Origin of the sequence: Pseudarthrobacter sp. CC12 (assembly GCF_039907755.1) — a bacterium.
Lineage (GTDB): Bacteria > Actinomycetota > Actinomycetes > Actinomycetales > Micrococcaceae > Arthrobacter > Arthrobacter niigatensis.
The window spans coordinates 15,835-30,150 of record NZ_JARDJH010000049.1; the positions used below are offsets into that span (position 1 = coordinate 15,835).

Sequence of the window (14,316 nt, forward strand, 5' to 3'; positions counted from 1 at the left end):
ACGGCCGGGACACCCTTACGCTGTGCCGCGTCCGGACAAAGGCTGGAGCCATGACAGCTTCAGAACGATTAACAGTCCGCGGACCGGAAGATATTCTCAGTTTCATTCCACATTCCCTGGGGTACTGGCCTGCCTCCAGCCTGGTGGCCATCACCCTCCACGGCACCAGACTCGGCGCCACCCTGCGGCTCGACCTCCCGGGCCCGGATATCCAAGCAGACCCCGCCGGTTTTGCCGGCGCCGTCCGGAGTTACCTGGAGTCCGACCAGGAAGCTGACGGCTCGTTGCTGGCCGTCTTCACCAGCGACGCGATGATGGCTCCGCCATCGGCGTACCACCGCCTGGTGCTGGTGGTGCAGTCAGTCCTGGGGCGGGCCGGGATGCCCGTCCGGGACGCCTGGTTCGTGGGGGAGAAGTACTGGCGTGACGCACTGTGCGCCGATCCTTCGTGCTGCCCGCTTCCGGGGCGCCCGGTGCAGCAGATCCGGGACAGCACGCTGAACACCGAAATGGTGTACAGGGGCAGCAGCGTCGGCCCGGCTCCGGCAGCAGGCGGCGGCCCGGCAGCGGCCGTCCCCGCCATCCACCGTGCAGCTGTCCTTGAGGCGCAGGCCGGCTGGGAGGAAGAGCTTGGCAGGCGCTCCGGGAGCAGGCAGCAGTTCAATGCCGTGCTCGACTTCTGGGAGATGCTGCTGGAGCGGACCGGGTCCGGGCCGTGGATCCCGGACGTTGAGCGGGACGCCTTCCTCAGGGCCACCCTGCTCTGCCACACCTGGCGTGATGCCGTGCTGGTGATGGCAGCCGCCGGCAGGACCGCCGCGGCGGCCGGGGCCGTCCACTTTGGTGTCTTCGAGGACCCGGCCGGCGACGGCATTGACGCCTCCGTGGTGCCGTTGCCGCTGTTGCCGCCGGCAGCAGGTGCGCGCCGGAAGCCGAGGGGAGGCCGGGCAGGGGCCGCTGCGGCAGGGCCCGCGGCGCTCCGTCCACGGGTGCCGCTTCCCGCGCGGGGAACAGGGGCACGCGCCGAATCCGTTCCCGCAGGCTACGGAGAGGTCCTCATGGGCATGGCACCCGAGGTTCCCGATTGGGAGGCCCTGGAAGCATTGGACCGGGTCCTTGGGCAGTTGGCTGCCTTGGGCGGGCCTGCGGCCGCGGCAGCCCTGACGCTTCGGGGCTGGGTCTCGTGGTGCCGGGGCCGCGGCTCGTACTCGGCTGCCTACCTGGGGCAGGCCCTTGAGCTTGAGCCGGGCTACCGGCTGGCGGAACTTCTGCTGGACCTCGTGGGCAGGGGAACCCTTTGCGGCTGGGCTGCGCGGAAAGACGCGGCCTGGCAGAAGTTCCGGGAGGTCCCGGCCGGGGAGTGAGCGGAGCCGGGATCCTGCCGGCACGGAGATATCCACCATGGAAGGGGCGCGGCCGCCCGGCGCGGCGGCACTGTCAGCGGCACCATGCGGGGGCAGCAGTAACGGATGGCGGCAGGAGAGGCCGGATCCGGGCAAATCATGAGACAATGGAGGCCGAGACCCGGTTGGGTCCGTGTACCGAGTGCTTGTAAGCGGTCCCGCAAGGGAACATTACAGCCGCTCCGGGAGTTGTCTTAAGTGACTCTGCCGGCCGTGGTGGCGCTTGGTTTTCATCACGGACTTGACAGGGTCATAGTGGTGTTGCCCGTATGGTGATTCCACAGACCACCGCTAGAAAGGTTTTCTGTGACCCCGTCTTCCACGAAGAAGGATTCCGCCGCCCAGGATGTCTTGTCCCCTGAGGAGAAGCAGGCCGCGACCAATGCCAAGCGGGCAGCCACACGTGCTGCCAACAAGGCTTCGGCAGGCGAGGCTGCAGCGGACGGCAAGCGCGAGCCCAAGAAGCGTGGGCCCAAGCCCGGCGCCAAGGCTGCAGCAGCGGCCGCGGGAAAGTCCGCCGGTGACACCGACCCGGATGAGGTCGAAGAAGTCGAGGAAGACCTCGACGTCCTCGAAGGGCCGGACGCAGTAGAGGATGCCGATACCGAGGCCGATCCCGTCAAGGGTGCAGCCGGCAGTGGCAAGGGCTTTGTCTACTCCGACGCGGACGACGACGACGCCCCGGTGCAGCAGGTCATGTCTGCCGGTGCCACGGCCGACCCCGTCAAGGACTACCTGAAGCAGATCGGCAAGGTGGCACTGCTCAACGCGGAGCAGGAAGTGGACCTGGCACTGCGGATCGAAGCCGGGCTGTTTGCCGAGGAGAAGATCGCCGCGGACGACGGATCCATGGACCCGAAGTATAAGCGCGAACTCGAATTCATCATCCACGACGGCAAGCGCGCCAAGAACCACCTGCTCGAGGCCAACCTCCGCCTGGTGGTCTCGCTCGCCAAGCGCTACACCGGCCGCGGCATGCTGTTCCTGGACCTCATCCAGGAAGGCAACCTGGGCCTGATCCGCGCTGTCGAGAAGTTCGACTACACCAAGGGTTTCAAGTTCTCCACGTACGCCACGTGGTGGATCCGCCAGGCCATCACCCGCGCCATGGCTGACCAGGCCCGCACCATCCGTATTCCGGTCCACATGGTCGAGGTCATCAACAAGCTCGCCCGTGTGCAGCGCCAGATGCTGCAGGACCTGGGCCGCGAACCCACGCCCGAAGAACTGGCACTGGAACTGGACATGACCCCTGAAAAGGTTGTCGAAGTCCAGAAGTACGGCCGTGAACCGATCTCGCTGCACACCCCGCTGGGCGAGGATGGCGACTCCGAGTTCGGCGACCTGATCGAGGACTCCGAGGCCGTTGTCCCCGCCGACGCCGTGAGCTTCACCCTCCTGCAGGAGCAGCTGCACTCGGTGCTGGACACCCTCTCCGAGCGCGAGGCCGGCGTGGTTGCCATGCGCTTCGGCCTGACCGACGGACAGCCGAAGACTTTAGACGAAATCGGAAAGGTCTACGGCGTGACCCGCGAGCGGATCCGCCAGATCGAATCGAAGACCATGTCCAAGCTGCGCCACCCCTCCAGGTCGCAGGTGCTGCGGGACTACCTGGACTAAGTCCCCGCAATGGCCAGGCAGGGGCCGTCCGGGACTCACTGAAAAGTGGGTCCCGGACGGCCCCTGCTGTTTCGCTCTGTTGTCTCCTGGTCTGCAGCGCCATGTCCCGTGCGGGCCGGGCCCAGTCCGGCCAGGGGTCCTTAAACGCCTGCGGGACCCCTCCGAATGGAAGAGTCCCGCAGGGTCGTTGTTACCGATGCCTCATCTAGTCGATTTCCACGGCAGCTTTCTCGTGAAGCTTTCCCGTCTCGTCGTGCCAGTCGGAGCTCAACGGCTTGAGCGTCGCTTCGACTGCACGGGCGTGGTGGCCGCAGAACAACAGCTCCCCGCCGGAGGACTCGAGTACAACCCGGACATATGCCTGGGCTCCGCAACGATCGCACCGGTCCAGTGCGTTGAGCGTGCGGTCTGCCACTGCTGTTGTCATGTCGGCCTCCTTAGTAGATCAGTACATCTATATAACCAGCATTCGTATCCAATCCATCGCAAGGATGGGGCAAGTTCGCTGTGCGCGTATCCGCAAGGTTCGGTCAAGAACTTCCCAGTTCCGCCCGCCACCACGGTCCGTGGCGCGCCGCACACCGGGCGGCGGGTGTGGCAGACGGTTCTGCCCGCTGCAGCGGACTACCCTAGAAGGTGCGGTCCCAGCGCCGCATCGACGTCCCTGAAGGAGTTCATCACCAGTGGCACCAAGCTCTGAGTACACCGCCCGGCACCTTTCCGTCCTGGAAGGCCTCGAAGCCGTCCGCAAGCGCCCGGGCATGTACATCGGCTCCACCGACTCGCGCGGCCTCATGCACTGCCTCTGGGAAATCATCGACAACTCCGTGGACGAGGCCCTGGCCGGGTTCGGCCACGACATCCGGATCATCCTGCACGCGGACAACTCCGTGGAAATCCACGACGACGGCCGCGGCATCCCCATCGACAAGGAGCCAAAGACGGGGCTCACCGGCGTCGAAGTGGTGTTCACCAAGCTGCACGCCGGTGGCAAGTTCGGCGGCGGGTCCTACACGGCCTCCGGCGGCCTGCACGGTGTGGGCGCATCGGTGGTCAACGCCTTGTCCTCGCGCCTGGACGTCGAGGTGGACCGGGGTGGCAAGACTTACAGGATGTCCTTCCGCCGCGGTGAGCCCGGCCGCTTCAAGGACACGGGGTCCCGCCTGGATCCGGCAGCTCCGTTCACGCCGTTCGTCAACGACTCCGTGCTGGACGTGGTGGGCAAGGCCAAGCGCGGCGTGACCGGAACCCGGATCCGCTACTGGGCTGACCGGCAGATCTTCACCCCCGATGCCAAGTTCTCTTACGAGGACCTGGTTGCCCGCGCACGCCAGACCTCGTTCCTGGTGCCCGGCCTCAAGCTGACCGTCCGGGACGAGCGCAGGGTCCCCGGGACCCCGGGTGAAGCAGGTCCCTTCGAAGAGGTTTTCCACCACGACGGCGGCATCTCCGAGTTCGTCGAGTTCCTTGCGGCCGATCCGGCCGTCACGGACGTTTGGCGGCTTCACGGTTCCGGAAAGTTCAAGGAGACGGTCCCGGTCCTTGATGAGCGCGGACACAGCCAGCTGGCCGAGGTCGAGCGCGACTGCGAGGTGGACGTGGCGCTCCGCTGGGGGATCGGCTACGACAGCTCCGTGCGGAGCTTCGTGAACATCATCGCCACCCCGAAGGGCGGCACCCACCAGTCCGGGTTCGAACAGGCCCTGATCAAGACCTTCCGGAAAGCCGTGGAGGCCAACGCCCGGAAGCTCAAGGCCGGCAACGACAAGATTGAAAAGGACGACATCTTCGCCGGCCTGACGGCCGTGCTGACCGTCCGGCTCGCCGAACCGCAGTTTGAAGGCCAGACCAAGGAAATCCTGGGAACCAGCGCCGTCCGCGCCATCGTGACCAAGGTGGTGGAGCGCGAAATCTCCGCCAAGCTGTCCTCCAGCAACCGGAACGACAAAGCCCAGTCGGCGCTGCTGTTGGAGAAGATCGTCAACGAGATGAAGTCCCGCATCTCGGCGCGCGTGCACAAGGAGACCCAGCGGCGCAAGAACGCGCTGGAAACTTCCTCCATGCCCACCAAGCTTGCCGATTGCCGGACGGACGACGTCGGGCGTTCCGAACTGTTCATCGTGGAAGGTGACTCCGCGCTGGGCACGGCCAAGCTGGCCCGTTCCTCGGACTTCCAGGCGCTGCTGCCCATCCGCGGCAAGATCCTGAACGTCCAGAAGGCCTCGGTGGGGGACATGCTCTCCAACGCCGAGTGTGCCGCCCTGATCCAGGTGGTCGGGGCAGGTTCCGGCCGCAGCTTCGACATCAGCGCCGCCCGCTACGGCAAGGTGATCCTCATGACCGACGCCGACGTGGACGGCGCCCACATCCGGACACTGCTCCTGACCCTGTTCTTCCGCTATATGCGGCCGATGATCCTTGAGGGCAGGGTTTTCGCTGCGGTGCCGCCCCTGCACCGGGTGGAGGTCATCAACGCCGGCCAGAAGGCCAACGAGATGATCTATACCTACTCCGAGGCCGAGCTCCACGTGTTGCTGGCCCGCCTGGCGAAGGAGGGCAAGCGGTACAAGGAGCCGATCCAGCGGTACAAGGGCCTGGGGGAGATGGACGCCGAGCAGTTGGCCGAGACCACCATGGATCCGCGACACCGTACCCTTCGCAAGGTGGGGATCGAGAATGCGCAGCAGGCTGAGGAGATTTTCGACCTGCTGATGGGCTCGGACGTGTCGCCGCGCAAGGACTTCATCATTGCCGGCGCCTCCAGCCTGGACCGGGAGCGTATCGACGCCTGACCGCCGCCGGTTTTCGCGAGGCTGAACCACCGGGAGGCAGCGCGCGACGGCGGCGCCTCAGCCGAGCAGTCCGGGAACCACCAGCAGGGCGGTAGGCAGCGCCAGCAGGAGGATGCAGCCGGCCAGCACGGCGCTGCGGACAGCGGCAGGAAGCTGGGGCTGCGGCGTCAGGAGCCGGCTGACCCGGGAGGCAGCCGTCCGGACCGCATCCGAGCCCGGGCCGCCCGATGCCGCCTCGAGGCCCGAAAGGGCAAGGGTAGGGGACGACGGCCGGATGTCGCCGCCCCCGGAGTTGCCCGCCGAACCGCTGGCCACAATGGCGATGGCCTTGATGAGCGTCGCTTTGCTTTCCGTCCGAAGGGCGACGTCGTCGGCCAGCATCTCGATCAGCGAATTCACCGACTCCTGCGCAAGCCGGGTGGTGGGCAGCCAGGGGAGGGCCTGCCGCCAGGCCGCGAAGGCCCACAGGAGCAGGTGGTGCCGCTGGCTCAGGTGGGCGTTCTCGTGGATGAGGACGGCACGAAGCTCAGCCGGTTCAAGGGCAGCCATCAGGCCATCCGACAGTACGGTGACCGAGCGGGCGCCTCCCGGAAGGCAGTAGGCAACAGGGGAGTCGTGGCTGATGACCAGAGTTCCGGCGTCCTGGCCTGACGGGGAAGCCAGGATGGCGAGCAGTTCGCGGTGCCGGCGCCGCTGCCGCTGGATCTTGTAGTACGTCAGCAACAGGGTGAAGACCAGGTGGGCCGTGAGCAGGGCGGCAGCGGACAGGGCAAAGATATGCCAGAACCCCAGCGCCGTGGTGGGGGCATTGAAGAGCACCATGCCGGCAAGGGCGCGCAGCCCCGCGATGAGGTTGTCACCCACAGGTTCCAGGCCGTAGACCAGCATGGCGCCGATCATGGAGAGACCACCTGCGAGTGCGATCGCCTGCCACAGCAGCATGGCCGTGAAGGGCGACCTGGCCGGCCATTGTGCCCGTGACAGGAGGATTGGCACCGGCCACGCCAGGATTATCGCAAGGACCGCCAGCAGGTATGAGGCCCAGAACATGGTGTGCTAGAGATGACCCAGCAGTTTGCGCAGCGTTTCGGCTTCACCTTCGGAGACAGACCCGATGAAGCGGGCCAGCACGGCCTCGCGGTCCGGGGCCGACCCAAGGACCTCATGCATGAGTTCGGCGGTGTGGTCTGCACGGCTGGACACTGCCTGGTACCGGTGCGGGCGGGTGCCGCGTTCGCGTTCGACCAGGCCCTTCTTTTCCAGGCGGGAAAGTACGGTAAGCACCGTGGTGACGGCGGGTTCCTTGCCTTCGTGGCCGGGGCCGCCCTGCGCCGCCGACGTGCGCGCCAACTGATCCCTCAGGGTATTGGCCGTAGCCGCTTCCTGGCCCGCCCAGAGCAGGTCCATCACTGCCCGTTCCAGTTCACCAAGACTAGCCATGTCACTTTTCCTTTTATTTCCCCGCACCGTGCGCTGTGCGCCAGGTGACGTCACGCGGTTGTTCAACTACACAACTAAATTTACCCCGAAAACGCCGAACCTTCTACATCGGGTAGAACATCTGGCGCGCCGCGCCCAGGTGGGCGATCCTAGGGAGGACGGTTGGTTTTCGTCCGCCGCCGACCATGTTCTACACTTTGTAGAAGTTACAGTTCTACGAAGCGTAGAAAACTGCATTGGCTAACAGTAGGGACTGCCATGGACGCCTTGGAAATCGCACGCTGGCAATTCGGCATCACCACCGTCTACCACTTCATGATGGTGCCGCTGACCATCGGCCTGGGCCTGGTGGTCGCCGTGATCCAGACGGCCTGGTACCGCACCGGCAAGCCGGAGTACCTGCGCATGACCAAATTCTGGGGAAAGCTTTTCCTCATCAACTTCATCATGGGCGTTGCCACCGGCATTGTGCAGGAGTTCCAGTTCGGCATGGCCTGGAGCGAGTACAGCCGCTTCGTCGGTGACGTCTTCGGCGCCCCGCTGGCCCTCGAGGCCCTCCTGGCCTTCTTCGTCGAGTCCACCTTCCTGGGCCTGTGGATCTTCGGGTGGAAGCAGCTCAAGCCCGCCATCCACCTTGCCTGCCTCTGGGTGGCCGTCGTCGGCTCGGCGCTGTCCGCCTACTTCATCATCGTGGCCAACAGCTGGATGCAGCACCCGGTGGGCGTGGAAATGATCAACGGCCGGCCCGTCATGACCGACGCCTGGGCCGTGTTCACCAACAACACCGCCCTGGTTGCCGTACCGCACACCCTGTTCGGCGCCCTCGCCGTGGCGGGCGGCTTCCTCCTGGGCATCGCCTGGTACCACCTGTGGCGGAGGCGGCACGACGGCGTCGACACCGTAGGCGCCGACGGCCGGATCATCCCCGGCGAAGACGCCAGCATTTCCGGCCGCGACCGGGCCGACTACAAGGTGTGGATCCGGTCCCTGCGCATCGGTGCCGTGGTGGCCATGATCTCCTTTGCCGGCACCGCCGTCACCGGTGACCTGCAGGGCAAGCTCATGTTCCAGCAGCAGCCCATGAAAATGGCCGCGGCAGAGGCTGCGTGCCACGACGGCACCGGCTTCTCCGTCCTGAGCGTCGGCAACGTGGGCTCGAAGAACTGCGACGACGTCGTGGCAGTGATCGAGGTCCCCGGCATCCTTTCCTTCCTGGCCAAGGGTGACTTCACCACCGAGGTGAAGGGCGTCGACAGCCTGCTGCCCGAGTACAAGGAAAAGTACGGAACCACGCTCCCGGACAACCCGATCTACGGGGACCGCGCCGGCCAGGAGATCCAGTACGTACCCGTCATGGAAGTCACCTACTGGGGCTTCCGGATGATGATCGGCTTCGGCGGCCTCGCGGCGCTGGCTGCGCTGGTGGCACTCTGGATAACCCGCAAGGGGACGGTGCCGGAATCCCGGTGGCTGATGCGCCTGGCAGTGTTTGGCATCCTTGCACCCTTCGGTGCCAACGCCGCCGGCTGGATCTTCACCGAGATGGGCCGCCAGCCGTTCGTGGTGGCACCCAATCCCGACCCGAGCGGCATCGACCAGGTGTTCATGTTCACCGCCGCCGCCGTATCACCCGGTGTGTCCGCAGGGGAGCTGATCGCCTCGCTGGTGGCCCTGACCGCCGTCTACGCCGTCCTGCTGGTGGTGGAAGTAAAACTGCTGGTCAAGTACATCCGCGGCGGTGTGGTCTCCGCTATGCCGGAACTCGGCCACGCCCCGGTGGACGAGAACGAGGATGAAACCCCGGGCCCAGGCGGCCCCAAGCCCGCCGACGACGTCCTGGCCTTCGCCTACTAGCAGAGGAAACACACAATGGAACTGCTGCCCACCATCTGGTTCATCGCCATTGCGGTGCTGTGGACCGGCTACCTCTTCCTCGAAGGTTTCGACCTGGGCGTAGGGATGCTGATGAAGCTCTTCGCCCGCAACAACACCGAACGCCGCGTTCTCCTGAACACCATTGGGCCCGTCTGGGACGGCAACGAGGTGTGGCTGCTGACTGCCGGCGGCGCCACCTTCGCGGCCTTTCCGCTTTGGTACGCGTCCTTGTTCTCCGCGCTCTACCTCCCGCTCCTGGTGGTCCTGCTCGCCCTGATCTTCCGCGCGGTGGCGTTCGAGTACCGCGGCAAGGTGGACACCGACAGCTGGCGGAACCGCTGGGACTGGGCCATCGCGCTGGGTTCCTTCTTCGCCGCATTCGGCGTCGGCGCCGCCTTGGCCCTTACCACCACCGGGCTGCCGCTGAACGCCAACGGCGACCGCGAAGGCGGCCCCATGGCCTGGTTCAGCGGGTACGCCCTTCTTGGCGGCGCGGCAGTGGTGGGCTTCTCGCTCCTCCATGCGCTGGCATTCCTGGCACTGAAGACGGACGGGGATGTCCGGCACCGTGCCCGCCAGTGGTTCGTGCGGCTCCTGCCGGTCCTGCTGCTGCCCATCGCCGCATGGGCGCTGGCCATCCAGTTCATGGACGGGAAGCCCTGGACCTGGGCCGCCGTCGTCCTGGCCGTCGCCGCCGCCATCACTGCCTGGCTGCTGGCCCGGAAGGGGGCTGAAGGCAGGGCCTTCCTGGCCCTCGGCGGCTTCCTGGTGCTGGGCACGGCATCCATCTTTGGTGCGGTCTTCCCCGTGGTGCTGCCCTCCACGCTGGACAGCGCCTTCGACCTCACTGTCTCCAACGCATCCTCCTCGGACTACACGCTGGGGCTGATGAGCATCGTGGCGGCATTCGGCCTTCCCCTGGTGATTGCGTACCAGGCATGGACCTACTGGGTGTTCCGCCGCCGGGTAAGCGCCGCGCACATCCCGGAAGCCCACAGCTTCCTCCCGGCGGTCGCTGCCAGGGCCTTCACCACCAAGGGCTGACGTGCGGCCAACATTTCCCGCCGGTCCGTCCACCCGCTCGGCGATCTACTGGCTGGGATTCCTGGCGGCGCTCAAGGCCCTGTCCCTGGTCCTGATTGGCCAGGCGGTGGCATCGGTCCTGGCCGGACTCGTCGCCGGGAACCCGGCCTGGGGGAGCCAACTGACCGCCGGACTCGCCGGCGTCGTGCTTCGGTCCCTGACCGTCTGGGGCCAGGCCGTCGCTGCCCGCCGCGCTGCCCTGGGCGTGAAGGAGGAACTGCGCGCCGAACTGCTGGAGCGGGCACTGCGCACGGGTGTGCGCGGATCCGGCCCGGGCGACGGCGGGCTGGCGGTCCTTGCCACCCGCGGCCTGGACGCCCTGGACAGCTACTACACCCAGTTCCTTCCCGCACTGGTCAACTGCGCCGCCGTTCCGCTGCTGCTGGGGGCCCGGATCCTCTTCGCGGACTGGGTCAGCGCGCTGGTGATCGTGCTGACAGTTCCGCTGATCCCGGTGTTCATGGTGCTGATCGGCAGGTACACAGAGGACAGCGTGCGGGAAGCCCAGGCCACCCTGGCGCGGCTGTCGGCGCACATGCTGGAGCTGGCCAAGGGCCTGCCGGTCCTGGTGGGGCTGGGACGTGCCACTGCCCAGCGGAAGGCCCTTGAGGAGATCTCGGAGGAGTACCGCTCCCGCACCATGGGCACCCTGCGCACTGCTTTCCTGTCTGCCCTGGCCCTGGAGCTCATCGCGACCATCTCGGTGGCAGTGGTGGCCGTCTTCATCGGTGTCCGGCTGGTGCATGGCGACATGCCGCTGGAAGCCGGCCTGCTGGCCCTCCTCCTGGCACCTGACTGCTACCTTCCGCTGCGGGAACTCGGCACCGCCCACCACGCCAGCGACGACGGCAGGGTCGCACTCGCGGAAACGGCCGCCGTGACCAGTGCCCCCGAGCCGGCACCGCTCCCGGCCGCCAAGGCCGGCAGGCCCGGTGCCCCGCTGGAAGTCACCGGACTGACCGTGACATACGCCGGGCGGTCCGCAACCGCCGTCGGGCCCATGACGTTCACCGCGCCGCTGGACAGGATCACGGCACTGGACGGCCCCAGCGGCGCCGGCAAGAGCACCGTCCTGGGCGTCCTCGCCGGGATCATCGGCCACGGTGGCGGGACCAGCGTCACCGGCTCCATCAGCGGGCTTGACCGCCGCTCCGTGGCATGGGTGCCGCAGCACCCGGTCATGGTGGCCGGAACCGTCCTGGAGGAGGTACTGCTGTACCTGTGGCCTGACTCCGGCCACGGCCCGGACCGGTTCGCCGCCGAAGATGCCGCCCGCCGCTGCCTGGCACGTGCCGGAGCCGGGCACCTGGCCCCAAAGCACCAGGCGGAACTGAGCCCGGGTGAGCTGCGCCGCGTCGCACTGGCCCGCGGCCTGGCCAGGATCGAGGCCGGTGCCACCCTCCTGCTGCTCGACGAGCCCACCGCGCACCTGGATGACGCGTCGGCCGTGATCGTGGAGGACGCCATCCGGCGGCTCCGCGGCCAGGTCACGGTGGTCCTGGTGGCCCACAACCAGCGCACACGGCAGCTGGCGGACCTGCTGGTACCGGTGGCGCCTGCGGCCCGGACCCACGCAGCGGCCCGGCAGGACGACGCCGATGCCGCGTTGCTGCCGGCGGCCCCCGCCGGCGCCCCGCATGGAGCCAGCGCTGCAGACGGGGCGGCCACGGACCGCGCTTCGACGGACAACCCCGTCACACGGAACCCGGCCGTACGTGCCGCTGAAAAGGCTGCCCCCGGGGCCTTCCGCCTGCTGGCAGCACTCCTGGCTCCGGTGCGGGGCAAGTTCGCCGCCGCCGCCTTCGTCGGCACCCTGGCGGCCGTCTTCGCCGTCGTGCTTTCCGGCCTGTCCGGCTGGCTCATCATCCGGGCGAGCGAACAACCGCCCATCCTGTACCTGTTGACCGCCATCGTCGGGGTCCGGTTCTTCGGCATCGGCCGGGCCGTGTTCCGCTACTGGGAGCGGCTGCTGCTGCACGATGCCGTGTTCGCCGCACTCACCCGGCTCCGCGGCCGGCTCTGGGAGTCGCTGAGCCGGCGTGCCCTCTCGCTGCGCCGGCTGCTGCAGGGCGGTAACGTTCTGGGTACGGTGATTGACGACGTCGATACCGTCCGGGACCTCCTGCCCCGGGTGGTCCTGCCGCCCGCCACCGCGGTGGCGGTGTCCGTCCTGGCCGTGGCCGCCACCGGCGTCCTGGTACCGGATGCACTTCCCGCCGTGGCCGGTGCGGCCGTCGGCGGCCTGCTGCTGGCGCCCGCCGCGGCCTTGTGGGGCGACCGCAAGTCCGCTGCCGCCGAGCAGTCCCTGCGCTCGGGCGTGCTGCGCCGCGTCACCGCTGCCCTCGATGCCCGCGCGGAACTGCACGCCAACGGCGTGGCACCACGCGTGCTCGAGGCGCTGCTGGCGGAAGACCGGGACGCCACCCGCGCTTCGCGGCGCTCCGCCTGGGCGGACGGGCTGGGCCATGCCGTTGCCACAGCAGCCTGTGGGACGGCAGCCCTGGCTGCTGCCTGGCTGGCGGGGCCCGCAGTCCTCGCGGCCCAGGTGGCACCGGCGGCCGCCGCCGTGGTGGTCCTTCTCCTGCTTGCCCTGGTGGAACCCTACGCGGCGATGACGACGGCGGTGCGCCAGTACCCCGCCCTGCGGTCCGTCATGCGCCGGGTGGGGGAGTCCGGCGCCCTGGCGGCCGGCAGCGAACCACGCGGGGGCCTGCAGCCCGTTTCCCGCCGGGCCGGGGACACGCCGGGCGTTGAGCTCATGGACCTGGCAGCGGAATGGCCGGGCGGCCCCCCGGTCTTCTCCGGCATCACTGCTGTGGCAGTTCCCGGGCGCTGGCTGGCGGTCACCGGACCGTCCGGCTCCGGCAAATCCACTTTGCTGTCGGTGCTGCTGGGCTTCCTGCCGCCGGCATCCGGACAGGTCCGGGTCACCGGCCGGGCAGCGTGGTGCCCGCAAGAGGCCCACCTGTTCGATTCCACGATCAGGGGAAACCTGCTGCTGGGACGGCCGATCGAGGACGGCCCGGCGCCGGCGTCCGACCGCGAGCTGGAGGCGGTGCTTGCCGCCGTCGGCCTTTCCGCGCTGGTGGGCAGGCTGCCAGCCGGGCTGGACACCCGCATCGGCCCCGGCGGCGCCTTCCTCAGCGGCGGCGAGCGCCAACGCCTGGCTGTGGCCCGGACCCTGCTGACGGGGGCGGAAGTGATCCTGCTCGATGAGCCCACCGCGCACCTGGATGCGGAGTCCGCGGCCACCATGCTGGCGGACCTGCGCGCCGGACTGCGGGACCGCACCGTGGTGCTGGTGACCCACAACCCCGCCGACATCCAGGCCGGTGATGCCCGGCTGGAACTTTCGGAGCCGGCCGGACAGTCCAGGGGCTCCCTGGCGCCTTCCCGCTAAGCGCTGCCGGACGCGCTTGGCCGCCGCGGCTCCGGCGGCCAAGCGCGCTTCGGTCAGCCGTCGACGTCGTGCAGGTGGTGGACCACGTCGTGCAGGAAGTACTGCGAGAGCGTCAGGACGGTGAACTCGGAGCCGTTGCTGCGCACGCCCTTGCGCCCCCAGTCCTCTTCGGGGACGCCGGCGAAGGCTTCGGCGGCCTCGTGTCCCTCCGCTGCCAGCTCCGGACCCACCTCGGACGGGTCGGCGTTGGCGTAATCCTTCTCGATGGCCGTCCGGTCCTGGTCCCAGTCAGCGAAGCGGGCGTCGTCCTCGGCGAGCATCAGGTTCAGCCTCTGGTTGAACAGGGTAAAGACGTCCCGCACATGGCACGCGTACTCCACCGCGGACCAGGTCTGTCCGTTGGGGCGCTCGGCCGCGTCCGGCCGCCGAAGGACGGCCAGCCAGCGGGGAATCATGCTTTCGACGCTTCCCGGAACCGTGGCGGGCGTGGCGGTTGGGGCGTGGAAGTTGCACTCCGGGCAGGGCCGGGAGAGGACCCAGGTCCAGTCCTTGTCATCAGGCACGATAGGCATGGGAGCAGTCTAAGCTGTGCGGGCCAAAAGACTCTGGGCCGCAGGGAGCGTCCGGGCTAGCTGTATTGACCACAGACGTTAGTGACGCCCGGCGTGGTTTGGTGACATGAAGAAGACCTCCGGGTGGAGTG

Annotated in this window: 10 protein-coding genes; 6 read left to right on the forward strand and 4 right to left on the reverse strand. The window is 68.0% G+C overall.

Features of this window, described 5'->3' with window-relative positions; translation table 11 throughout:
* The first annotated feature begins 50 nt into the window (after positions 1-50).
* Positions 51-1,364 (forward strand): DUF4192 family protein, encoded by a 1,314-nt coding sequence (locus PV772_RS21190; protein ID WP_347887472.1) that lies wholly within the window; start codon positions 51-53, stop codon positions 1,362-1,364.
* A gap of 345 nt (positions 1,365-1,709) precedes the next feature.
* Positions 1,710-3,023: an RNA polymerase sigma factor gene (locus PV772_RS21195; RefSeq protein WP_307362456.1), complete on the forward strand. Its 1,314-nt coding sequence runs from the start codon at positions 1,710-1,712 to the stop codon at positions 3,021-3,023.
* A gap of 205 nt (positions 3,024-3,228) precedes the next feature.
* Here PV772_RS21195 and PV772_RS21200 read toward each other — a convergent pair whose 3' ends face one another.
* Positions 3,229-3,450 carry a hypothetical protein gene (locus tag PV772_RS21200; protein ID WP_013600696.1) on the reverse strand — a complete coding sequence of 74 codons (222 nt, stop codon included), beginning with the start codon at positions 3,448-3,450 and terminating at the stop codon, positions 3,229-3,231.
* Between the two features lie 256 nt (positions 3,451-3,706).
* Between PV772_RS21200 and PV772_RS21205 the strand changes: the two genes are divergently transcribed.
* Positions 3,707-5,815, forward strand: a complete 2,109-nt coding sequence (locus tag PV772_RS21205; RefSeq protein WP_141160809.1) for a DNA topoisomerase IV subunit B — start codon at positions 3,707-3,709, stop codon at positions 5,813-5,815.
* Between the two features lie 57 nt (positions 5,816-5,872).
* On the opposite strand, the gene PV772_RS21210 is transcribed toward PV772_RS21205, so the two are convergent.
* Positions 5,873-6,865: a M56 family metallopeptidase gene (locus tag PV772_RS21210; protein WP_141160808.1), complete on the reverse strand. Its 993-nt coding sequence runs from the start codon at positions 6,863-6,865 to the stop codon at positions 5,873-5,875.
* Between the two features lie 6 nt (positions 6,866-6,871).
* Positions 6,872-7,255, reverse strand: coding sequence for a BlaI/MecI/CopY family transcriptional regulator (locus PV772_RS21215; protein ID WP_141160807.1), 384 nt, complete (start codon positions 7,253-7,255; stop codon positions 6,872-6,874).
* Between the two features lie 258 nt (positions 7,256-7,513).
* On the opposite strand from PV772_RS21215, the gene PV772_RS21220 reads away from it, so the two are divergent.
* Genes PV772_RS21220 through cydD form a run of 3 tightly spaced genes read left to right on the forward strand, consistent with a single transcriptional unit; the run spans position 7,514 to position 13,613 of the window.
* A complete protein-coding gene (locus PV772_RS21220; protein WP_141160806.1) occupies positions 7,514-9,109 on the forward strand; it encodes a cytochrome ubiquinol oxidase subunit I in 1,596 nt (531 codons plus the stop codon).
* Between the two features lie 15 nt (positions 9,110-9,124).
* A complete protein-coding gene (gene cydB, locus PV772_RS21225; protein ID WP_347887473.1) occupies positions 9,125-10,174 on the forward strand; it encodes a cytochrome d ubiquinol oxidase subunit II in 1,050 nt (349 codons plus the stop codon).
* Position 10,175: 1 nt separating this feature from the next.
* Positions 10,176-13,613, forward strand: coding sequence for a thiol reductant ABC exporter subunit CydD (cydD, locus tag PV772_RS21230; RefSeq protein WP_347887474.1), 3,438 nt, complete (start codon positions 10,176-10,178; stop codon positions 13,611-13,613).
* A gap of 53 nt (positions 13,614-13,666) precedes the next feature.
* Here the strand turns inward: cydD and PV772_RS21235 are convergent, their stop codons facing one another.
* Entirely contained in the window at positions 13,667-14,185 is a 519-nt protein-coding gene (locus tag PV772_RS21235) for a DinB family protein (protein ID WP_141181270.1), read from the reverse strand.
* Positions 14,186-14,316 lie beyond the last annotated feature (131 nt).